The sequence below is a fragment of the Chryseobacterium tongliaonense genome, assembly GCF_041224435.1.
Lineage (GTDB): Bacteria > Bacteroidota > Bacteroidia > Flavobacteriales > Weeksellaceae > Chryseobacterium > Chryseobacterium tongliaoense.
This window is the reverse complement of the sequence record NZ_JBGFFD010000001.1, coordinates 744,362-765,677: the sequence shown is the minus strand read 5'-3', so window position 1 is coordinate 765,677 and position 21,316 is coordinate 744,362. Positions and strand designations below refer to the sequence as shown.

General features: G+C 35.0%; 23 protein-coding genes. 1 reads left to right on the top strand and 22 read right to left on the bottom strand.

What is annotated here, in order from left to right:
• Positions 1-29 precede the first annotated feature (29 nt).
• The 13 genes from ctlX to AB8P06_RS03580 all read right to left on the bottom strand — a co-directional run bounded on the left by ctlX (position 30) and on the right by AB8P06_RS03580 (position 15,717).
• On the bottom strand, positions 30-953 hold the full coding sequence (ctlX, locus tag AB8P06_RS03640; protein ID WP_369837977.1) for a citrulline utilization hydrolase CtlX: 924 nt from the start codon (positions 951-953) through the stop codon (positions 30-32).
• 40 nt (positions 954-993) lie between these two features.
• The gene (locus AB8P06_RS03635; protein ID WP_369837974.1) at positions 994-1,908 is read right to left on the bottom strand and encodes a dimethylarginine dimethylaminohydrolase family protein; all 915 of its coding nucleotides are present in this window, start codon (positions 1,906-1,908) and stop codon (positions 994-996) included.
• A gap of 551 nt (positions 1,909-2,459) precedes the next feature.
• Positions 2,460-4,823 carry a TonB-dependent receptor domain-containing protein gene (locus AB8P06_RS03630; RefSeq protein WP_369837971.1) on the bottom strand — a complete coding sequence of 788 codons (2,364 nt, stop codon included), beginning with the start codon at positions 4,821-4,823 and terminating at the stop codon, positions 2,460-2,462.
• Between the two features lie 80 nt (positions 4,824-4,903).
• Complete coding sequence (locus tag AB8P06_RS03625; protein WP_369837968.1) at positions 4,904-5,965, bottom strand: helix-turn-helix domain-containing protein; 1,062 nt, start codon at positions 5,963-5,965, stop codon at positions 4,904-4,906.
• Between the two features lie 214 nt (positions 5,966-6,179).
• Positions 6,180-7,466, bottom strand: a complete 1,287-nt coding sequence (locus AB8P06_RS03620) for a citrate synthase (RefSeq protein WP_369837965.1) — start codon at positions 7,464-7,466, stop codon at positions 6,180-6,182.
• A gap of 82 nt (positions 7,467-7,548) precedes the next feature.
• Complete coding sequence (gene eno / locus AB8P06_RS03615) at positions 7,549-8,841, bottom strand: phosphopyruvate hydratase (RefSeq protein WP_369837962.1); 1,293 nt, start codon at positions 8,839-8,841, stop codon at positions 7,549-7,551.
• A 187-nt stretch (positions 8,842-9,028) separates the two neighbouring features.
• Positions 9,029-9,721, bottom strand: coding sequence for a YEATS-associated helix-containing protein (locus tag AB8P06_RS03610; protein WP_369837959.1), 693 nt, complete (start codon positions 9,719-9,721; stop codon positions 9,029-9,031).
• Between the two features lie 17 nt (positions 9,722-9,738).
• Positions 9,739-10,710 (bottom strand): hypothetical protein, encoded by a 972-nt coding sequence (locus AB8P06_RS03605; RefSeq protein WP_369837957.1) that lies wholly within the window; start codon positions 10,708-10,710, stop codon positions 9,739-9,741.
• A gap of 154 nt (positions 10,711-10,864) precedes the next feature.
• On the bottom strand, positions 10,865-11,653 hold the full coding sequence (locus tag AB8P06_RS03600) for a sensor histidine kinase (protein WP_369837954.1): 789 nt from the start codon (positions 11,651-11,653) through the stop codon (positions 10,865-10,867).
• Complete coding sequence (locus AB8P06_RS03595; protein WP_369837951.1) at positions 11,650-12,240, bottom strand: hypothetical protein; 591 nt, start codon at positions 12,238-12,240, stop codon at positions 11,650-11,652. Before AB8P06_RS03595 ends, AB8P06_RS03600 begins: the two co-directional genes overlap by 4 nt.
• A gap of 4 nt (positions 12,241-12,244) precedes the next feature.
• Positions 12,245-13,003, bottom strand: a complete 759-nt coding sequence (locus tag AB8P06_RS03590) for a hypothetical protein (RefSeq protein WP_369837948.1) — start codon at positions 13,001-13,003, stop codon at positions 12,245-12,247.
• Positions 13,004-13,009: 6 nt separating this feature from the next.
• A complete protein-coding gene (locus AB8P06_RS03585) occupies positions 13,010-13,642 on the bottom strand; it encodes a response regulator (protein WP_369837946.1) in 633 nt (210 codons plus the stop codon).
• 218 nt (positions 13,643-13,860) lie between these two features.
• Positions 13,861-15,717: a glycoside hydrolase family 35 protein gene (locus tag AB8P06_RS03580; RefSeq protein WP_369837943.1), complete on the bottom strand. Its 1,857-nt coding sequence runs from the start codon at positions 15,715-15,717 to the stop codon at positions 13,861-13,863.
• A gap of 65 nt (positions 15,718-15,782) precedes the next feature.
• Between AB8P06_RS03580 and AB8P06_RS03575 the strand changes: the two genes are divergently transcribed.
• Positions 15,783-16,220, top strand: a complete 438-nt coding sequence (locus AB8P06_RS03575; protein WP_369837940.1) for a hypothetical protein — start codon at positions 15,783-15,785, stop codon at positions 16,218-16,220.
• A 55-nt stretch (positions 16,221-16,275) separates the two neighbouring features.
• Here the strand turns inward: AB8P06_RS03575 and AB8P06_RS03570 are convergent, their stop codons facing one another.
• The 9 genes from AB8P06_RS03570 to infA all read right to left on the bottom strand — a co-directional run bounded on the left by AB8P06_RS03570 (position 16,276) and on the right by infA (position 21,313).
• Entirely contained in the window at positions 16,276-17,367 is a 1,092-nt protein-coding gene (locus AB8P06_RS03570; RefSeq protein WP_369837937.1) for a TlpA family protein disulfide reductase, read from the bottom strand.
• Positions 17,368-17,376: 9 nt separating this feature from the next.
• Positions 17,377-17,622 carry a bacteriocin-like protein gene (locus tag AB8P06_RS03565; protein WP_369837934.1) on the bottom strand — a complete coding sequence of 82 codons (246 nt, stop codon included), beginning with the start codon at positions 17,620-17,622 and terminating at the stop codon, positions 17,377-17,379.
• Between the two features lie 267 nt (positions 17,623-17,889).
• Positions 17,890-18,417, bottom strand: a complete 528-nt coding sequence (gene rplQ / locus AB8P06_RS03560) for a 50S ribosomal protein L17 (protein WP_369837931.1) — start codon at positions 18,415-18,417, stop codon at positions 17,890-17,892.
• Between the two features lie 6 nt (positions 18,418-18,423).
• Positions 18,424-19,419 carry a DNA-directed RNA polymerase subunit alpha gene (locus tag AB8P06_RS03555; RefSeq protein ID WP_369837928.1) on the bottom strand — a complete coding sequence of 332 codons (996 nt, stop codon included), beginning with the start codon at positions 19,417-19,419 and terminating at the stop codon, positions 18,424-18,426.
• A 33-nt stretch (positions 19,420-19,452) separates the two neighbouring features.
• Positions 19,453-20,061 carry a 30S ribosomal protein S4 gene (gene rpsD / locus AB8P06_RS03550; protein WP_369837925.1) on the bottom strand — a complete coding sequence of 203 codons (609 nt, stop codon included), beginning with the start codon at positions 20,059-20,061 and terminating at the stop codon, positions 19,453-19,455.
• 19 nt (positions 20,062-20,080) lie between these two features.
• The gene (rpsK, locus tag AB8P06_RS03545; protein WP_002983263.1) at positions 20,081-20,470 is read right to left on the bottom strand and encodes a 30S ribosomal protein S11; all 390 of its coding nucleotides are present in this window, start codon (positions 20,468-20,470) and stop codon (positions 20,081-20,083) included.
• Between the two features lie 12 nt (positions 20,471-20,482).
• Positions 20,483-20,860, bottom strand: coding sequence for a 30S ribosomal protein S13 (gene rpsM, locus AB8P06_RS03540; RefSeq protein WP_007839478.1), 378 nt, complete (start codon positions 20,858-20,860; stop codon positions 20,483-20,485).
• 9 nt (positions 20,861-20,869) lie between these two features.
• Positions 20,870-20,986: a 50S ribosomal protein L36 gene (gene rpmJ, locus AB8P06_RS03535; RefSeq protein ID WP_007839480.1), complete on the bottom strand. Its 117-nt coding sequence runs from the start codon at positions 20,984-20,986 to the stop codon at positions 20,870-20,872.
• 111 nt (positions 20,987-21,097) lie between these two features.
• Entirely contained in the window at positions 21,098-21,313 is a 216-nt protein-coding gene (gene infA / locus AB8P06_RS03530) for a translation initiation factor IF-1 (protein ID WP_002983257.1), read from the bottom strand.
• Positions 21,314-21,316: the final 3 nt, after the last annotated feature.

Here is a 21,316-nt window from a genome sequence, read left to right as displayed (position 1 = left end):
TATATTTCATCCTGATAATAGTTTACTATTTATTTTCTAGGCAGGAAAACCTCAGCCAGCATACAACGTGCGCTTCCTCCTCCATTTACTTCAATCGTATTAAGGTCGGAATAAATGATTTCGCAGTATTTTTCAATATTTGAAATTTGCTCCTGAGTTAAAGATTGATAAGCTGTTTCGCTCATGATCAGGAATTTTTCACCTTCTTTATTCTGTACCTGAAGCATATTGCCGGCAAACTGCTGCATTTGCTCTTCGGAAATTTCGATAATTTCTTTTCCAGAATTTTTAATGGTTTCAATTACCTTGCTTCTTTCCAGTTCATCATCGATACAGTCTAAACAGATCACCACAAACTTATCCGCCACACACATCATAACGTTGGTATGATAAATCGGAAGCCTTTCTGATCCTACCGTCTGAAAAGAATGGAAAACAACCGGTTCAAAGCCATATTTTGCGCAGAAATCCCTGAACAGCTGCTCATCAAGCCTTAAAGAAACTGAACCATAAGCAATTTTATGATCATGGTCAAAGATCATACTTCCTGTTCCTTCCAGAAAATGTCCCTGTATTTCAGACAAAGACCAGTCATCAATTTCGGCGACGTCAAATCCCTGGTTTTTGATCGTTTCAATAATGTCTTCTCTTCTTTCCACTCTTCTGTTTGAGGCGAACATCGGATATAAAACCACCTTCCCGTCTTTATGGAAGCTTACCCAGTTATTCGGAAAAATAGAATCCGGAGTGTGAGGATCTAATGTATCTTTAATGGTAATCACATTAATTCCTTTGCTTCTCAGTTTTCCAACAAAGGTGTTGAATTCAGCCAATGCTTTAGACTGAATATCTGAACCTTTCTGTTCAACCTGAAAGTAATTATTTTTTGCGGTTTCCGCATTGTAACCGAAAGCAATCGGCTCTATCATTAAAACGGTATCTGTTGTTTGCATTTTTTTGATTTAAAGATTAAAAATTCTCTTATCAACACTTCTACTCGCGTACTAAAGGCATTGTAGAACATCTTAATAAACCGCCCATTTTAGAAATCTCACGGTAAGGAATTTCTTCTACGGTCATTCCCCACTCACTTCTGAAATGATTGTTCATTCTTGTGAATGATTTGTCTGAAACTATGATTTCAGGAGATATGGAGAAGATATTCGGGAACATTTCAAACATTTCTTCGTCTGTTACATGGAAGCAGTTTTCTTCCCCGAAAATATCAATGATCAAACGGTAATCACTTTCATCTACAAAACCGTTTTTGTAGATAATACATTTATCTTTTCCGATCGGGTTGAAGGTACAATCCAAATGCAGAATCCCTTCAAAAGGAATTTTATCATTTTTCTTCAGCTCCAGGTCAATAATTCTTTTTTTAGGAAAATATTCTTTCAGAATTTCGATAGCGTATTCGTTGGTTCTGGCTGTTTTATAATTTCTGTAGTCTTCGCTGAAGCATGTTCCGATGAAAAGGAAATCATCCCAGACGATAACATCTCCACCTTCGATATGGGCAGTTTCCGGGAGATTGATAATTTTTCTCCAGGCTACTTTTTCAAATACCTTTTTATAGGCTTCCTGCTCATCGGCTCTGTCTGCGATCACATTTGAGATAATCATTTTATCATCAATAACAAAAGCCACATCTCTTGCAAAAACCTGATTGTAGTCTTTGATAATACTCGGGCGCAAAACCTCTACATCATATTTATTCAATACTGCTTCAAAAGCATTCATTTCATTGATAATATCCTCTTCTTTAGGATACATATTGTGTTCTATTGAATAATAGGACTTGGCATCATAGCTTTCCTCGAGAGTGGGAACCGGTCCCATTGAATTAGGCTGGCCGAGAACAACTGATTTTAACCTTCCTGTTTCGTTTTTAATATTTAGTTTCATAAAGATTTATGCATTATACAAATATAAGTAAAGGTCTCTATCTGGAAAACTTTTGAATTTGTTTTATGCCGTGAATTATCTTCATCTTAGAAAATCTTTTTAAATACAATACCCATTAATACATTCAAAACATTCATCATTCAGTTAAAAAATCTACAACTTACTGTTTACCATCTACATTCGAATTAAAAATCATATCCATGAGAAGAAAAATATTCATATCTTAGTGATATAATTTCAATGGAAATTAAAAACTAAATTATTAACACCAAAAAATCAAAATCATGAACAAGAAAAATCCGGCGCTAAAAAATGCGCAAAAACTAGGACGAGATCAACAAAAATCAATTTTAGGCGGTGCTCCACCTGCATCAAGACGCTGCTGTGAATGGGATTATGAAACAGGGGTATGTACTTTGTACACTTGTGACAGATGCCAATGTCCTTAACAGCTAAAACTTAGAGTTTAGGGTTGTAGAATTCTGAAATTTTAAATCTTGGATTTTGGAACTCAACCTTAAACTCTAAATTTTAAACCACCAACTTTCAAATTATCGCGTTCTGTTTTCTTCTTCTGACTTCCGTATTTCTTTTGCCTGGTATTTTGAATTTCCGAAATTGTAATTTACCGACAGTAGTAATCTCCTGCTGTCCCACCAATGGGTAAAACGGTTATCCATGATCTGTTTATGCCTGAATTCCAATCGCTGATCATAAGAATCAAAGATATTACTGTAGCTGATTTTTGTATTTAATGTATTATCAAACCATGCTTTTTGCAGGGAAACGTCAACGGTATATCGTGGTTTTATGATGTACAAACTGTTTCCCGTCCTTGATTCATAATTGGTATAAAGATTAGCTGTAATCCCGAACGGCAGTGAAAAAACCTGAGTCAGCCTCACTTCATAATTATATATTTTCAGAGCAAAAACCTCATCCAGATAAGGTCTGTATTCATCATTGTAATAACCTGTCAGCTGGCCGGTTATATTCCACCATTTTGAAATTTTAACAGGAAAACTTGTCTCTAAGGCTGCAAATTTACGATAAGGCAGATTAGTTCCCAGATATTCAAGAACATTAGTCTGGGGGTTATACAAGGGGTAACGTACCATTACATCCGTTTCTTTTCCGATCGTAAAACTTGTTATCCAGTTTTTATAACGATACGTAGCTTTAATCTGATTGGTAAAAGAGGGCTGCAGGTATGGATTTCCGATCCAGTAATTGAGCGGGCTGAAATAAAACCTGAAGGGATTAAGCTGTGAAAAGGCAGGCCTGGTAATTTTCCTGCTGTACGAAACTGAAAATTCATTTGATTGATTCATTGTATAATTGATACTGAAAGACGGAAGCCATTTAAGATAATTCCTGGATACCACAGAATCTACCGTCACGGCATTGGATATGCTTTGTGTATTTTCAAATCTTAAACCTGCATTAATCTGAAATTTGTTGATCTTCTGACTGTACGCGATATATCCGGCCAACACCTTCTCCCTGTATTTAAATACATTGCTCCTTCCCGGATCAAAAACAAATTGATTATTCACCGATAAAGTATCATATCTGATGTTATTACCGGTATTTGAGCTGCTCAATTTAATTCCGGCTTCAAAATTCGCATTTCCTATTTTCTGAACGGCATCAATCTGGCCTGCATAAATATGGATCGCATTGGTTAAATCAGATTTCCAGTAGGATAAAAGCTGTGAAGAAGGCACATCTTTATTGATAAAATCATCTTTCTGCTTATTTTCAACCGAGAGGTAATTTCCCAAGGCATTTAACCTAAAATTTTTATACTGAAATGAATAATCAGCCGTGATTCCGTAATTACTTTGGTTGTAATCAGTAGGGTTTTCACTTTGTGTATTAAAGACAAGCTGGGTCTGATCTTTGTTGACTGTATGTAAAGATCCCAGACGCATCCGGTCGTTTTCTCTGAAATTCCCTCTAAGACTTAGCCCGAACCTGCTTTTATCATTCAGCCGGTAATCAATTCCTGCCTGAAGATTATAAACCTTTCCTTCATCTTTCTGATAGGTATTGGTTCTCATTACATTCGTATTGGCTAAATATTGTAAGGCATTATAACGATAGGTAGAAATTCCGTCATTATAGCCCAATTGAATCTGATAGGCTATTTTTGAGGTATTATAAGAAAGATTGAGCGTATTTTCCCGGTAGTTAAACCGATTGACAGAAACATTTCCCATATAACTTCCTCTCCATCCGAGAATATTGTTCTTTTTCAGCCTGATATCAATAATCCCTTTGAATTCAGCATCAAATTTTGAAGAAGGATTGGAGTTGACTTCAATGGATTCAACCATTTCCGGTGACAGAGATCTTAAATAAGCCTGAAGCTCCTGGCTGCTCATCAATATTTGTTTTCCGTTAATAAAAATCGCAGGGCTGATTCTTCCGCCTACAAAAATCCCGTCTTCCTGATCTACCGTAACTCCCGGAGTTTTTCTGAGAACTTCAAGAATATTTGCAGAGCCTTTAAAATCTTTATTATTGGCCACACTCATCACCAGATTCCCATCATTTAATTTCAAATTCTTGGGGGAAGCCTGCAGGACAATTTCAGAAATGGTTTTTATTGAAGGCTTTAGCTCAATCAGTAAATTCTGATCGGCATTAGGTAATTTCTGAGACTCATAATTTACTTTACGGATAAAAATATAAGAGTCAGCAGCTACAGTCTCCAATTGAAATATTCCTGATGAATCCGAATATTTTCTTTGCAGAAGTAAGCTGTCAGATGTTTTAAATACAGAAATTTCCGCCTGATAAATTCCTTTTCCGGTTTCCGTGTCTATAACTTTCCCATTTAAAGTTTGCTGAGCATTTACAAAAAAAGATAATACAATGAAGGTAAATGTGCCCCAGAATCTGATCTTCATAAAGTTTATATTTTATGAAATCAAAAGTACCGGAGAAGGACGGAAATGGGGTTTTGAAGTTTAAATTCCGAAGTACTGAATTATAAATTAAAACTCTCCAATATCGGCTGGGAAGAGGTTTGCGACTGTTTATATAACAACGGCGTAGTATTTTTTATTTTCTTAAATGTCGAGAAAAAAGTAGATTTGGAATTGAATCCTACTTCATAACCTATTTCTTCAATCTTCAGATAGGTTCCGTTTTCAATTTTTTCACAGGCTTCCTCAATCCTGTATTCATTAATGTAAGTGGAAAAACTTTTCCCTAGGTTATCATTCAGCAACTGGGAAAGCTGATGGGCGGAGATATTCATTTTTGTGGCCAGATCAGATAATTTCAGGTTTGGATTTTTATACAGTTCTTCGCTTTCCATGAGCCTTTCCAATTTAGAGACAAAGCTGTCTGCCTTTTCATCGGATATTTTCTTGTTGGAATATTTGTTCGCCTCTTTTATCGCTGCCGCCTGAGATTTATGATTGAATAAGATCAGAAAATTAGCATATAAAACAAATGAAAATACAAGGCTTCCTCCTGCACAATATATCTGAACCCAGCCTGTAGATATCAGCTGGTAGGTAAGAAAAATAATTACATTGCTCAATAAAACAGGGAGAATAAACTGGTTGGGATTCTTTTGATATTTCCCGGACAATAGATAATACTGATACACCGAAAGGAAGACAAAAACCGTCCATTCCGTATAAATAAAAGTTCCGAAGTACCGTTCTCCCGTATTGGGATAAACCATATATAACAGACCCGCAACACCAAGAATGGCAGTGAGAATTCCAAAAGTATTCCTGCAGTTTTTAATATTAAACTGCTCCGGCAAAAATGATGATTTTATATAATAATACAAGGCAGGCCCCGTAAAAAACAACGCCGACAATCCTAAATGAGGAATGATGTCCGGCCAATCGGGATAAAAATAAATGCACACAGAAATTCCTACTCTGAGACTGAGCATCAGCAAAAGTAACCCAAGGAAAAAATCCGGAAGATATCTGGCCTTCTTAATGAATAACAAATATATTCCCAACAGAAGCCCGTTAAAGGCACCGACTGCACTAAAGAAAAATAACATCTGTTCCCCGAAAGTCATTGTGTATTAATTTTTTACAAGGTAAATTTAATCAAATTATTACATTCGATTTTCCAAAATTTTTATAAAATATTAAAAAAGAAATCATTATTTCTGATCTGTATATTTTCAGATTAAAATATTTCGATTTCAGCTTTAATGATCACCATTAAATATCAACCACAAAAAAATCCCAAAGTTTTCACTTTGGGATTTTTTGTATCTGAAATCAATATTATCTGTTAGCAATATCGATATAGTTTCTTTCCTGAGCTCCTTGGTAAACCTGTCTTGGTCTTCCGATCGGATCTCCTTTTAATCTCATTTCTTTCCATTGAGAAATCCATCCAGGAAGTCTTCCTAATGCAAACATTACCGTAAACATTTCTGTAGGAATTCCTAACGCTCTGTAAATGATTCCTGAGTAGAAATCTACGTTCGGATATAATTTTCTTTCTACGAAATACTCATCTTCAAGCGCTACTCTTTCCAACTGCATTGCAATGTCAAGAGCTTTATCCTGAATACCTAATGCTGTAAGGATATCGTCAGCAGCTTTCTTGATAATTTTTGCTCTTGGGTCGAAGTTTTTGTAAACTCTGTGGCCGAATCCCATTAGACGGAAGTTATCTGCTTTATCTTTAGCTTTAGCAACATATTTAGATACATCACCCCCATCTTTTTCGATCAATTCAAGCATTTCGATTACAGCCTGGTTAGCACCACCGTGAAGTGGTCCCCAAAGTGCAGATACCCCTGCAGAAATAGAAGCGAAAAGACCTGTGTGAGCAGAACCTACCATTCTTACTGTAGAAGTAGAACAGTTTTGTTCGTGATCTGCGTGAAGGATTAATAATTTATCTAAAGCATTTACAACTACCGGATCGATTTCGAAATCAGCATTTGGTAATCTGAATGCCATTTTGTAGAAGTTTTCTACGTAGTTCAGGTTGTTATCACCGTGATTTAATGGTAAGCCCTGAGTTTTTCTGTAAGTCCATGCACAAAGGTGAGAGAACTTAGCGATCATCAGCTCTGCTGCATGATCCATTTCTTCTTTAGAGTTTACGTTAACTGCTTTCGGGTTGAAAGCTGTCAAAGCAGAAGTTAAAGAAGATAAAACTCCCATAGGGTGAGCAGAACGAGGAAAAACATCAATGATTTTTTTCATTTCGTCTGCGATGAAGTTATATTTTTTAATGTTGCTGTCGAATGATGTAAACTGATCCTGAGTAGGTAATTCTCCATGTAATAAAAGATACATTACTTCAGTGAAGTTAGATTTTTCAGCAATCTGCTCGATTGGATAACCTCTGTAGAACAATTCTCCTTTATCTCCGTCTAAGTAAGTGATGTCGCTAATGGTAGCTCCTGTGTTTTTGTAACCTAAATCTAACGTGATTAAACCTGTCTGGTCTCTTAGTTTTGAAATATCTATCCCTCTGTCTCCGATAGTACTGTCCACGATAGGATATTCATATGAATTACCATCGTAATTCAATATTACTTTGTTGTCTGACATTATTTATTTTTTTTCTAAATATACTACTTATTACAAAATACGCAAGCAAAAAATTATCGCTTGTCGTTATTTATAAATTCAATTATCTTTTAATTTTAAATGCTTCTAATCCTGGGAAAATTGCAGTCTCACCAAGAGCTTCTTCGATTCTCAACAGCTGGTTGTATTTCGCCATTCTGTCTGATCTTGAAGCAGAACCTGTTTTGATCTGTCCGCAATTCATTGCTACTGCAAGATCAGCAATTGTGGAGTCTTCTGTTTCTCCTGATCTGTGAGACATTACTGATGTAAATTTGTTGTGCTGTGCCATTTGTACTGCAGCCATTGTTTCAGAAAGTGAGCCGATCTGGTTTACTTTTACCAGGATTGAATTGGCAATTCCTTCTTTCACTCCTCTTGCCAGTCTTTCAACATTGGTTACGAATAAATCGTCACCTACCAATTGTACTCTGTCACCGATTTTGTCTGTCAGCATTTTCCATCCTTCCCAATCGTTTTCCTGCATCCCGTCTTCGATAGAGATAATAGGATATTTAGCGGCCAGTTCTGCAAGGTAAGAAACCTGCTCACTGCTCGTGAATTGTGCAGAATCCGGAGTCTGGAATTTTCTATAATCGTAAACTCCGTCTTTATAGAATTCCGAAGCGGCACAGTCTAATGCCAACATAATATCGTCACCCGGCTTGTAACCAGCTTTTTCAATCGCCTGAAGCAATGTATCCAATGCATCTTCCGTTCCTTTGAAAGTAGGAGCAAAACCTCCTTCATCTCCTACTGCTGTAGACAAACCTCTTGAATGAAGAATAGATTTTAAATTATGAAAAATTTCAGTTCCTTTTCTTAATGCATGAGAGAAAGAATCTGCTTTTACCGGCATAATCATAAATTCCTGAAACGCGATAGGTGCATCTGAGTGAGAACCACCGTTGATTACGTTCATCATAGGAACCGGAAGTGTGTTGGCATTCACCCCACCAACATATTTGTATAAAGGCATTTTCAATTCATTTGCTGCTGCTTTTGCTGCTGCCAATGAAACCCCAAGAATGGCATTTGCGCCAAGATTTCCTTTGTTGTTGCTTCCGTCAAGATCGATCATGATCTGATCTAAAAGGTTCTGATCAAATACGGGAAGACCCACCAATTCTGGTGCAATCACTTCTCTTACATTCTCAACAGCTTTAAGAACGCCTTTCCCCATATATTCCGAACCACCGTCACGTAATTCTACTGCTTCATGTTCTCCTGTAGATGCTCCGGAAGGTACCGCAGCACGACCCATCGCACCACTCTCCGTGAATACATCTACTTCAACTGTAGGATTCCCTCTTGAATCCAAAATTTGTCTCGCTTCTATGTAAGAAATGTAACTCATTGTTCTTTTTTTATAGTTTAGACAAATTTAATGAATTTTTAACTTTTGGAAGCACTACAGAGCCAATTTATACGTTTATCCTGAGTTAAATTTAAGTTAATTTTGATGTGATGATAATTTGGAAATTTCAGAATGAAAATTCTCCAAACTTTTTACAATTTGGAGAATTGAGAAATATATTCAGAGTTTATTTTCCGTTTACCATAAAATCTTCCACTCCTTCTGATAAGGCAACAGCTCTCGTTCCGTCACCAAACTGGATCTCTTTAAGAATATTTTTTCCTTTCAGCTCCTCTATCTTTTTTTCAATCTTTTCGTTTTCGATAGAGGTTACATTATTCAGTATTTTTTCAACCGGGGTGAATTTTTTTTCGGGGTTATAAATTTCCTTCATAACTTCCTGCGTTTCATCATCTTTAATAATTGCAGACTTTTCCAATTTATTCAATTCTATGGTTTCATCATAGACTAAAGTAGTTTTCTGAACATCATTAATACGTTCCACTTCTTCTTTCATTTTTTTACTTTCCACTTTCAGGGCAGCATAGTCTTCCTTTAAATTCTGGACCACTCTGCTTGAAATGATATTAAGATACTGTATTGAAGAGTAGGCGGCAACAATACAAAATCCTGCAAAAATGAAATAATTAAGGTCATCAACTTCATCTTTTTTCTTCGGATCTAAAATTATTTTCAGAATATCACTGGAAACCAGATTCAGGAAAAGAGGCACAGTGATTGAAGCCAAAATCCCAAACATAATATTTCTAAGCAGGAACCTGCCGCCGTTTTCTCTCATTTCTTTTAATGAACTTCCGACGCCACCTATTATTCCACACAGAACGATGATGGCCATTATGATATAAATTTCTTCTTTCATGGCAACTGATTTAATGGTTATACTTCTGCTTCTGCCATTTCAATGTTTTCGAGTGCTATCCGTCTTTGCTCATTAAGCTCTTTGAGTACCTGCTCGAAAGGAGAAAGTATTTTATTCAGGTCTGCAATCAATTTATTCAGTTTATCTTCTTCGATTTTCAGCTGTTCTGCAGCACCATTATTTTTTAGTTCACTGATTGTATTCTTGGAATCTTCAATTGCTTTTTCCAGATTTTTTTTGTCGGCATCAATGCTTCCCAGGATTTCGGTTTGTGCTTTATCAAACTGTTCATTGACAAGGCTGATCTGCAAATATTTCATTTTCCCTTCATAGCCAAGAGTCAATTCATTAATTTTCTGTTGAATCTGAGTAATTTTTTCGTTGCTGTTTTCAATATTTTCTTCTGATTCTGCATAATCAATGCTCGTTATGATTAAAGTATTGAATGAAACTTCTTTCATTTCCACCGTTACTTCAGGAATATTTATGATAATTTCCTTTGTTTTCATTACTACTTCCGGAATTTTGGTCGACATGCATTTGGTTTCCATCGTTACTTCCGGGACAGAAATAATAATCGGGGTCATTTTTGTAGTACACTGCCATACTTTTGTTTTGATAAAGCCTATCTTTTTCATTTTCCAGCCACACGTTACTTCCGGTTTTTCACCCACTTTTTTATCTGTCATTTTGGTTTTAGGCCAGTCGAAGCATATTTCTTTAAGCTTCATCGTTACTTCAGGAATATCGAAAGACCATTTCTGGCTTTTCATCGTAAACTGTGGTATCGGAACATTGAAGATGACTTTTTTCCATTCAAAATTGTACTGATAATTACCATTCTTAATTTTAAACAGGGTTTTGTTATCCTGAAGGACTTCGCTGTCTTCACCGATAGAAGAGACTTCTTTGGAAATTTCGTTGGTAAGCTGTTTTAGCTCCGCGTCAAATTCTTCTGTCAGTTTTTTGATTGATTCTTCTGTGTTCATGGTATAGTTATTTAATGATTAATAAATTTTAAAATGGTTATTAGTTTTTCTATACCAAAGTTGATGATAAAGCGGTTTCCTGTCAATTACACAAACGGGTGATTCTCAAACAAACCATTAAAATGATGCTGTTTTATATATTGCTTTTACTGATTTACAGGATCTTTCTGAAAATAATATGGGTACCTTTTTCAGAAGATAATGTCTCACATCCACCGCCTAATTCCTCCATTCTCCGGTTCATATTTCTGAGGCCATTTCCTGCGGGCTTTTCTTTGTCAATACCAATTCCATCATCTGTAATTTCCATTAAAAACAGATTTCCTTTCTGAGAAAATGAAAGCTTCAGTGTATTAGCCTGACTGTGTTTATAGGTATTATTGACAGCCTCTTTCAGGCACAGAAACATATTCCGTCTTAGCTCTGTAGAAATTGGAGTGTCTGATATAATATCTATGCTTTCAAACCAGGGCTTTATTTTCGTTCTTTTTAAAAAGTTCTCAGTGTATAGGATCGCATAATCTATAAAACTTCCCAGGGTATCATTTCCTGAATTTAAGCTCCAGAGCATTTCCCGCATGGAGAGATTCATTTCTTCGGAAGTTTTTAGCAGTTCATCAATATCATTCTGAAGGTCATCATCTTCTGCTTTCTGCTTTAAAAATTCTGCCTGAAGTTTGAGTGCAGAAATTCCGGCTCCGAGATCATCGTGCATATCATGTGAAATACGCTCTCTTTCTTTCTCTATGGATTTTTGTTTTTCAAGCTCTTTTTGGAGAAGCTGGTTTTGATATTCTGCTTCTTTGAGCTGCTTTTCTTTGAGGTAGAGGAGCTGTTTTCTGTTGTACATTAATACAACGAAAATGATGAAGGCCACAAAAAATACCATCACAATCATAGCCATAATATATGTTTGCTTTATTTCTTCAGGTAACGTTTTCATATCTTACATAAAAGCCCTTTTAAAAATATTATATATGATATTATTGTTGCAAACTGAAATATCTTATTGAGGTTACCAAGAAACTCATCATCAGTTTTTTCAAATAAATACATCGGAACTAATCTAAATAGAAAAAAAATAGCCCAAAGTAACAATGATATGGTTACCCAAAAGAATTGCTTAGTTATTATATGAATTTGACTGCTATTTTGAAACTCATAAAATAACCAAGCTAAACCACATAATATAAATGTAAAAGCCATCATAATACCTAGGTTAATTGAATAGGCTTCTTCATTTGGATATAAATATATTCCCAAAATAATTATTATACCATTAGATAGAAGTCTAATCCAATATTTTTTATTACAAAATTCTTTGAGATAAACATTTATAAAAAACAAAGAGTATATTATTGGAGATGTCGCATAAATTTTAACATCAATTAATCTATAATGAAACAATATTTCATAAAACAGTACCATTAGAAAATATAACCAAAAATAATTTTGCCTTGCTCTTCCATTATAAAATGAAACAGTAAGACAAATTATTAATAAAAAATAATATAAAAAATCTTGTATCATATTATTAGCATGTTCCTGGTGGGCAAAGATGATAAGTATCAAAATAATAATTCATATCAGGATGATGTATCCCATCTTTCTCTTGTCCAAAATTCATAACCAAAGTCACTCTTTTAAAAAAATCATTTTGAGTTTTGTCCAAATTAATCCCTGTAGTTAAATGTATTTTTGGATTACTTTTTCCAACTTCGAATTTTTTAAATTCAACAAAATGAGATTTATCTATCATTATTTTTGTTGGGCAGGTATATTTATTAGGATTTTGTCCTATATCTAACTTCTTTTTACAGTTGTTTTCAAAAGTATTTTGTGCATTCGTAAAATCAGTCATAATAACTCCCCCTCTTACATTATCCACGTAGTAATATTCTCCATTGGCACTATTTTTATAAGCAATATCTAAACATGGTATATCATCTTCTCGTTTACGTTCTACTAAAAAAATATCAATTTTATCATTCTTTTCTTGTAATAAAAAGTCAACCAAATCTGGGAGTATTTTAAACCTTTTCTGTAGATATCCAAATTTTTGCTCATTATATAGATTAATTGCTGCTTGTCCTTCGTCCGCAGGTATAGGATCTTCTTGCTTAAAGAACTTTAATAAATAAAGAGCATCCTCATCAGTTTGTTTATCTTTAGAAATAATTTTTGATAATGATGCACTAAAATTAGCAATTGCCATTAAGTCCTCTTTTTTTAAATTGCCAAGATCCTCAAATATATGATCAATAATGGATCTTCTCTTTTCTAATGTTTCCATGGTTTCTTAGTTTTTAAATTGGTTAAATTTGTTTATTGCTTCTACTTTATTGTTGACGTGAAGTTTTCTGTAGATATTGCCGACATGTTTTTTTACGGTATCCATGCTGATAAACTTTTTATCGGCAATTTCTTTGTATAAAAGACCCTGAGCGAGAAGTTCCAGAATTTCCTTTTCCCGGTTGGTAAGTTCATCGAAGCCTTTGACATCTGAGCTTTTCTTTTCGAAATGAGTAAGAACCCTTCTGGCAATAGAATGGCTCATCGGGGCGCCACCATTGTAAACATCACGGATCGAGGAAAGAATTTTATCCATGCTTTCTCCTTTGATGAGATAGCCCATTGCTCCGGCTTTTAAAGAATTGAAAATCTTTTCATCATCTTCAAAGCTGGTACACATGATAAACTGTGTATCGGGCATATCTTTCCGTAACTTTTCTATGATTTCGATTCCGAGAATATCCTGTAACTGGATGTCCATCATCACAACGTCCGGAGAAATATCGGCAAGATTGTTCAGGGCATCATTTCCATCGAAAAACTGAGCAACTACCTTCATATCACTTTGGTAATTGATCACTTTCTTCAACGCGTTGTTGTAGTTTCTTTCGTCTTCTACTATGGCTATGGAAATGCTCATGTTCTTTTTTGTTTGTGACAAATTTCAACAGAAAACAAAGCAGAATCAATTACACCTTTGTGTAATTTTAAAGTTTGAGTTCGCGGTTATGGTTTCGTTTTTAGTTTTATTAAATTTAACTATTTTATCATCTTAAAAACAATATTTTACATTAGAATTTTCAATTAATTAATCGTAACATTCAATTAATAATAATTTTCACTAATAAAAAGTTTCAGCTATTTCACAAGCTGATCCAAAATCGGGTGATCGATACTGCTTATGGAACGGTTGCCTTCAAAGATCTGTTCAAAAACCTGAATAACATTTTTCCCTTTCTTCAGCCATACTCCCGGAACATATAAGGTTTGCTGCGGCCCGGCTTTGCTCCAATACCTTCCGATATTTCTCCCGTTTATAAAAACAATTCCTTTCCCGAATTTCCGCATATCGAGAAAAGTATCTCCGGTTTCATCAAGTTTAAATTCAGCTTCACTTATTACCGGGGAATTATTCGCGATATCTTTTTGCAGGTAATCGTGCTTTGGAAACTGATTGAAAGGTAAAGGAAACATTTCCCAGCTTCCGGAAACTTCATTTCCGTTAATGGTTACCGGACTGATAATTCCTTTTAAATTATGAACAATTTCAGCTCCGTAGTTGATTCTTCCCATATTTTCAACTAATATTTCCAGTTTGTCTCCGGCTTTGATTTCAATATCGAGATCATATTTTTTATTAACCCTGTTTAATTCTCCCCGCCAGCTTTCATTAACATAGACATTCGCATAATCTCTCAGGCCTTTTATTTCAAGTTTTCCTTTCTGATCTTTGTCAAATGTCCGTCTGTACAATACGTATCCATTGCCGATATTGAGTTCCTCAAACGTCTGAGGCTGATTATTAACAACCGGTTTTTGCTGTTGAATAACATCAAACAGTGAATTTATTTTTGTGAATTTAATTTCAGGAATGGTAATCACCTTCACCGGTTCCGGAACTTCCGGAAGTCGTTGCTGATTAATTTTCTGAAAAATATCTCTTAATGCATTAAATTTCGGAGTCGCCCAGCCAGCTTCATTGATCGGCGCATCATAATCATAACTTGTAAGATCCGGCTGAATATCATGGTCTTTATCATAATTGGCACCGCTTGTAAAACCGAAATTCGTTCCTCCGTGGATCATATAATAATTAAATGAAATTCCATTTTTAATATACAGTTCCGTTTGCTTTACAACATCTTTCGTTGAAACTTTTACAAATGGCTCTGCCCAGTGATCAAGCCAGCCCGGATAATATTCTGCAACCATATACGGGCCTTTTCCGTTATTAAATTCATTGATCTTTTTCTTAAGGTTATCAATATCTCCTTCCCCGTTTGCCGTCGGCAAAGCACCTTCAATGGAACCTTCTTTAAAAAGCCAGCTTCCGTCCGAAGTGAAAAACGGAACTGTAATTCCTGATTTTACAAGAAGGTCTTTTATTTTATGGCTGTATTTTTTGTGCTGCTCTAATGAAATATCTTTGCGTTGAGCGACATAAGACCCGAATTCATTTTCAGCCTGAACCATAATAACCGGTCCGCCATTGTCAATCTGCAACGGAATAACCTGTTTTGCCAGCTCGTTGATATAATTTTCGCATTGTTTGAGAAAAGCATTATTATCTGTTCTTATTTCCAAATTTTTATCTTTCTGCAACCACCACGGATACCCGCCAAATTCCCATTCTGCACAAACATAAGGACCGGGACGGATGATGACATATAAACCTGCTTCCTGTGCTGTTTTTATAAACTTTTTTAAATTTTTCTCTCTGGAAAAGTTCCATTTCCCGGGTGACTCTTCATGATAATTCCAAAAAACATAAGTTGTGACGGTATTCAGGCCCATTGCTTTCATCATCTGCAGCCGGTGTTTCCAGTATTCTGCAGGAACTCTGGGATAATGCATTTCCCCGGAATAGATTGTAAACGGCTTTCCGTTTAATAAAAAATGACCGTCTTTAATTTCGAAATTCCCTTTTTGAGAATACATTAAATTAACAGAGAAAAAGAAAAGAATTATGTATAAATATTTGCAAAAAGATTTCATATTATAGCATGATTTTTGTAAAAGTAAAGAATAAAAATCAAGCTCAACATTAAACTTAAAAAATCATGAAAAAAAGTCTCTTAGTACTGAATACCATATTTGCATTGACTGTCATCAGCTGTAATAAATCAAGTGAAAGTGGAAATAAAAGTGTCGTGAAATTTGATACTTCCGAAACATCAGTTGTCGATAATAACGGAAAAATAGATACTATAACTACAGGTTCATCAATGACCGAGGTGAACGGCCAGAAAACCGAAAAGAAAGATAATGTTTATAAAGCAAGTGACGGAACCTTAGTAAAAGTAGTTTTTGAAACAACGCCAAAAGAAAGTACTGTCGCCATTACAAGCAACAAAAAAACTTTCACTCTGAAAAAAACAGAAACAAAAGGAGACGAAACAATCTATAAAAAAGATGATATGACGGTAAGGGTAAAAGGAGACAGTCTTCACCTTGAGCAGGGGAACAATGTGATTGAGCTGAAGAAAACGAAGATCTAAATAATATACTGTCCTTCTAAACGAGGGACATTTTTATTTACTGAATAATAAAGAATTAATTTTTTATCATTTTTTGTATCTCGTCATTTGAGGAAAGCCCTGTAGAAGCCTTTATTATTTTCAAATCATTATCAATTAATACAGTATATGGAATTGCCCTATTAAATTTCAGTAAAATTTGCAAATCACTATAGGCCGGGATTTTATCGTTGATAACAAATTGTTTCCAGGGCATTTTTTCCTTTAGAAGAGCCTTCTTCCATGCATTATTATCATCGTCTACCGATATTGAAATAAACTCAATATCTTTTCCATATTTATCATATACTTCTTTAAGCAGAGGTATTTCTTCTCTGCAGGGCCCGCACCAGCTTGCCCAAAAAATGATAAGGTGTTTTTTATAGTGTGTATCCAACACATTAACTTTCTTCCCTTCTGTGTTTTCTAAGACAGGAAATTTTATTTTACCAATTTCTTTTGCTTTGTTATTATATTCTACCAGCGCTTTATAGGGCTTACTTTGTTTTATATTGCTGTCAAATAGTTTAAGGAAATCATCGGTCTGCCGGCTGTTAAAAACAGTTTTATTTTTAATGATGCTATAAAGGATATGATAGGAATAAGGATATTTTTTAAGTTTTTCTTTTATGGTATTTACATTATCTGTACTGTTGCTTGTAAAAACCGCATCACCGGTATTAAATAATGCCTCCGTTTGATTACCTGCCTGTATTTTGGGGCTGTTTGAAAAGATTACATCAGGAGGTGTTACAATGTTCACAGGAATATATTCTTCAAGATTTCCTTGTATTTTTATAAAAGGGTCTGACATAAAAGTTGCGGATCCCCATTTAGGAACATTTGTTTTAAAGTCGATAACCCTCTGGATATTCTTTTTGTCCAAATGAAATATTCCGATGTAGATGGGCAGCTCATCCGTAAGTTCATAATTTATTTCAAAATGTCCTTTAGATGTTTCTACACTATCTATTTTATCAAGCATAGTCTCTTTCCACAAATACATGGTACCATCAGGAAGATTGGGGATATCTCCAACAATTCTGACCGTTTTCCTATCATTACATGAATAGGTAAATACTGATAAAAATAAAAGATACAGAAATAGCTTTTTTTTATTTTTTCCCATTTTTATTTTTTAATCATTGCAATGGCTTATACCTCCGTTAGATGTAATCACATGATTGTTCCCTGTTCCTGTATTACAATAGTAGGTTCCATTATAGGTTACCCCATTGGGAGAAGTGGTGTTATAGACGTAAGCGCAGATACCTTGATGGGTTACCCACGATCCATCCGGCTTTTGTATCGCTACGGAACAGGCTTTTACACCTCCTAACACATTTTTCAATTCATTTTTCGAAAGCTTTTTTAGATTTTTCATATTTGGTTTTTGAATTATTTGGTCTCGCAAAATCTAAAAAAACGCAAAAAAATCAAAATCAAAACATGAATAAAACAGAAAAGCCATTCAATTCTTGAAAAATTACAAATTCTGATTTAAAATATCAGCCATATAAATTTAACACTATAGTTTTATACATTAAAGTTATGAATATAAAAATGATAACAGTTTAATAGCTAACGTGAATTAAAAATAAAAAAAACCATCCGGAATCCGGATGGTTTTTATGTATATCTGAATGAAATATTATTCTTCAGTTTTTTCCTCAGTAGAGTCAGCTGCTTCTGCCTTAGGCTCTTCAACTTTTTCTTCTACTTTAGGAGCTTCAGCAACTACAGCTTCTGCTTTTTTAGCAGTTGTAGCTCTTCTGCTTCTTCTCGTAGCTTTTTTCTCTTCAGCATTAGGATTGTAAAGTTCGTTGAAATCAACAAGCTCGATAAGAGCCATGTCAGCAGCATCACCTGGTCTGAAACCTGTTTTGATGATTCTTGTATAACCACCGTTTCTTTCAGCGATTTTAGGAGCTACTGTTCTGAATAGTTCAGTAACCGCCTCTTTACTTTGAAGATATGAAAAAACAATTCTTCTGTTGTGTGTAGTATCTTCTTTTGCTTTTGTTAATAGAGGTTCAACATATACTCTTAAAGCTTTTGCTTTAGCTACAGTAGTGTTGATTCTTTTATGCTCAATTAGAGAACAAGCCATATTAGAAAGTAAAGCACTTCTGTGAGAAGCCGTTCTTCCTAAGTGATTGAATTTTTTACCGTGTCTCATTATTAATTATTTATCAGCGTCTAACTTATATTTTGCAACGTCGAAACCGAAGTTAAGACCTTTTGAATGCACTAATTCTTCTAGTTCTGTCAAAGATTTTTTACCAAAATTTCTGAATTTCATCAAATCAGACTTACTGTAAGAAACCAATTCTCCAAGAGTTTCCACTTCAGCAGCCTTCAGGCAGTTAAGAGCTCTCACTGAAAGATCCATATCTGCTAGTTTAGACTTAAGAAGTTGTCTTGTATGAAGCGTTTCTTCATCGTATTGGATAGATGCTTTTACAGCTTCTGTTTCAAGGGTGATTCTCTCATCAGAGAACAGCATGAAATGATAAATTAATATCTTAGAAGCTTCTGTTAAAGCATTTTGAGGACTGATGGAACCATCAGTTTCTATATCTAATACAAGTTTTTCGTAGTCTGTTTTTTGCTCTACACGATAATTTTCAATGCTGTATTGTACTTTCTTAATTGGCGTGAAAATAGAATCAATAGCAATGGTACCTACAGGTGCATTGTTTGATTTATTTTGTTCTGAAGGAACATAGCCTCTCCCTTTTTCTATATTGAAAGTAATTTCGAAAGTTACATCAGAATTTAGGTTACAGATCACTAAATCCGGGTTAAGAACCTCGAATCCGTTTACTGATTTTCCTAAATCTCCAGCAGTAATAATCGTTTGACCTGAAACTTTAGCAACTACCTGCTCATTGGCCTGGCCTTCTGCTGCAGCTTTTAATCTTACCTGCTTAAGGTTAAGAATAATTTCGGTAACGTCTTCGATTACTCCTGGAATAGTTGAAAATTCGTGCTCTACACCTTCTATTTTGATAGATGAAATAGCGTATCCTTCCAGAGAAGAAAGCAACACTCTTCTCAAAGCATTACCGATTGTAAGCCCGAAACCTGGTTCTAATGGTCTGAATTCGAATTGACCTTTAAATTCATCAGAGTTAAGTAAAATTACTTTATCGGGTTTTATGAATTGTAAAATTGCCATATTATTGGGTTGAGCAAAAATTTGATTAAAAAATTATTTAGAGTAAAGTTCGACGATAAGTTGTTCCTTGATGTCTTCCGGAATCTGGATTCTTTCAGGAGCAGATACGAAAGTACCTTCTTTTTTCTCATCGTTGAATTGTAACCACTCATAGTTTGCTTTAGAAGCTAATGCATCAGAAACCACTTCAAGAGATTTAGATTTTTCTCTTACAGCGATTACGTCACCGGCTTTAAGCAAATAAGATGGAATATTTACCAGTTCTCCGTTCACAGTAATGTGTCTGTGAGAAACCAATTGTCTACCAGCAGATCTTGTTTTAGCAAAACCTAATCTGTATACTACGTTATCCAATCTAGATTCGCAAAGTTGTAATAGAACTTCACCTGTTACACCTTTACTTCTGTGTGCTTTATCGAATAGGTTAGCAAATTGTCTTTCTAAAATACCGTAAGTATATTTAGCTTTTTGCTTTTCAGCTAACTGAACTGCGTATTCTGATTTTTTAGCACCTCTTCTTTTGTTAGGACCGTGTTGTCCTGGCGGTTGGTTTTTTCTTTTCTCGAAGTTTTTATCATCTCCGTAGATTGCAGCACCAAACTTTCTAGCAATCTTAGTTTTAGGTCCAATATATCTTGCCATAATGGGTAAATTCTAAAAATTAAACTCTTCTTCTTTTTGGTGGTCTACAACCATTGTGTGGCATAGGAGTCACATCAATGATTTCACTAACTTCAATACCTGAATTGTGAATAGATCTGATTGCAGACTCTCTACCTGCACCAGGACCTTTTACAAACACCTTTACTCTTCTTAAACCAGCTTCGTGAGCTACAGCAGAGCAATTTTCAGCTGCCATTTGAGCAGCGAAAGGAGTATTCTTTTTAGAACCTCTGAATCCCATTTTACCGGCAGATGCCCAAGAAATTACTTCTCCGTTTTTATTTGTCAAAGAAATAATAATATTATTGAAAGACGCCTGGATGTGAGCTTCACCAATAGCCTCTACTTTTACTTTTCTTTTTTTAACTACTTTAGTTTGTTTTGCCATAATTCCTAACGATTATTTACTTGCTTTTTTCTTGTTAGCAACAGTTTTTCTCTTTCCTTTACGGGTTCTAGAGTTGTTTTTCGTTCTCTGGCCTCTTAAAGGTAATCCTAGTCTGTGACGTATTCCTCGTTGGCATCCTATGTCCATCAATCTCTTGATGTTCAATTGCACTTCAGATCTAAGCTCTCCTTCTACTTTTACGTTTTCTGAGATATAAGTTCTGATTGCAGCCAATTCATCGTCATTCCATTCGTTGACTTTCTTGTCTTCGCTGATACCGGCAGCTTTAAGGATTTCAGAAGAAGTACTTCTTCCAACTCCGTAGATGTAAGTTAAACCGATAACGCCTCTTTTGTTTTTTGGTAAATCAATACCTGAAATTCTCGCCATAATTTAATGTTAACCTTGTCTTTGTTTAAATTTTGGGTTTTTCTTGTTGATCACAAATAGTACACCTTTTCTGCGTACGATTTTGCAATCAGCACTTCTTTTTTTAATTGATGCTCTAACTTTCATTTGAAATATTTATTTTTTTTTATTGACAAACGGAATCTGCGATTTCATTTGAAAATATTTATTTTTTAACAACAGCCAAATGGAAACCCGAAGACTCCATTTGGCGTTTGTTTAATATCTAAATGTAATTCTCCCTTTTGTTAAATCATAGGGAGACATTTCTAGTTTTACCTTATCACCGGGTAAAAGTTTAATATAATGCATTCTCATTTTACCGGAGATGTGAGCAATAAGTATATGCCCATTTTCCAGTTCTACACGGAACATGGCGTTCGAAAGTGCTTCCACGATCACGCCATCTTGTTCAATATGTTTTTGTTTCGCCATAAA

Excerpts from the sequence above, each read along its gene's own strand:
- AB8P06_RS03570 (WP_369837937.1), bottom strand. The coding sequence starts at position 17,367 with ATGGGAAAAAATAAAAAAAAGCTATTTCTGTATCTTTTATTTTTATCA.
- AB8P06_RS03600 (WP_369837954.1), bottom strand. The coding sequence starts at position 11,653 with ATGAAAACGTTACCTGAAGAAATAAAGCAAACATATATTATGGCTATG.
- AB8P06_RS03565 (WP_369837934.1), bottom strand. The coding sequence starts at position 17,622 with ATGAAAAATCTAAAAAAGCTTTCGAAAAATGAATTGAAAAATGTGTTA.
- AB8P06_RS03620 (WP_369837965.1), bottom strand. The coding sequence starts at position 7,466 with ATGTCAGACAACAAAGTAATATTGAATTACGATGGTAATTCATATGAA.
- AB8P06_RS03610 (WP_369837959.1), bottom strand. The coding sequence starts at position 9,721 with ATGAAAGAAGAAATTTATATCATAATGGCCATCATCGTTCTGTGTGGA.
- AB8P06_RS03580 (WP_369837943.1), bottom strand. The coding sequence starts at position 15,717 with ATGAAATCTTTTTGCAAATATTTATACATAATTCTTTTCTTTTTCTCT.
- AB8P06_RS03590 (WP_369837948.1), bottom strand. The coding sequence starts at position 13,003 with ATGGAAACATTAGAAAAGAGAAGATCCATTATTGATCATATATTTGAG.
- rpsD (WP_369837925.1), bottom strand. The coding sequence starts at position 20,061 with ATGGCAAGATATATTGGACCTAAAACTAAGATTGCTAGAAAGTTTGGT.
- AB8P06_RS03585 (WP_369837946.1), bottom strand. The coding sequence starts at position 13,642 with ATGAGCATTTCCATAGCCATAGTAGAAGACGAAAGAAACTACAACAAC.
- rplQ (WP_369837931.1), bottom strand. The coding sequence starts at position 18,417 with ATGAGACACGGTAAAAAATTCAATCACTTAGGAAGAACGGCTTCTCAC.
- AB8P06_RS03595 (WP_369837951.1), bottom strand. The coding sequence starts at position 12,240 with ATGATACAAGATTTTTTATATTATTTTTTATTAATAATTTGTCTTACT.
- AB8P06_RS03555 (WP_369837928.1), bottom strand. The coding sequence starts at position 19,419 with ATGGCAATTTTACAATTCATAAAACCCGATAAAGTAATTTTACTTAAC.
- AB8P06_RS03575 (WP_369837940.1), top strand. The coding sequence starts at position 15,783 with ATGAAAAAAAGTCTCTTAGTACTGAATACCATATTTGCATTGACTGTC.
- infA (WP_002983257.1), bottom strand. The coding sequence starts at position 21,313 with ATGGCGAAACAAAAACATATTGAACAAGATGGCGTGATCGTGGAAGCA.
- rpmJ (WP_007839480.1), bottom strand. The coding sequence starts at position 20,986 with ATGAAAGTTAGAGCATCAATTAAAAAAAGAAGTGCTGATTGCAAAATC.
- AB8P06_RS03625 (WP_369837968.1), bottom strand. The coding sequence starts at position 5,965 with ATGACTTTCGGGGAACAGATGTTATTTTTCTTTAGTGCAGTCGGTGCC.
- eno (WP_369837962.1), bottom strand. The coding sequence starts at position 8,841 with ATGAGTTACATTTCTTACATAGAAGCGAGACAAATTTTGGATTCAAGA.
- AB8P06_RS03630 (WP_369837971.1), bottom strand. The coding sequence starts at position 4,823 with ATGAAGATCAGATTCTGGGGCACATTTACCTTCATTGTATTATCTTTT.
- AB8P06_RS03605 (WP_369837957.1), bottom strand. The coding sequence starts at position 10,710 with ATGAACACAGAAGAATCAATCAAAAAACTGACAGAAGAATTTGACGCG.
- rpsM (WP_007839478.1), bottom strand. The coding sequence starts at position 20,860 with ATGGCGAGAATTTCAGGTATTGATTTACCAAAAAACAAAAGAGGCGTT.
- ctlX (WP_369837977.1), bottom strand. The coding sequence starts at position 953 with ATGCAAACAACAGATACCGTTTTAATGATAGAGCCGATTGCTTTCGGT.
- AB8P06_RS03635 (WP_369837974.1), bottom strand. The coding sequence starts at position 1,908 with ATGAAACTAAATATTAAAAACGAAACAGGAAGGTTAAAATCAGTTGTT.
- rpsK (WP_002983263.1), bottom strand. The coding sequence starts at position 20,470 with ATGGCAAAACAAACTAAAGTAGTTAAAAAAAGAAAAGTAAAAGTAGAG.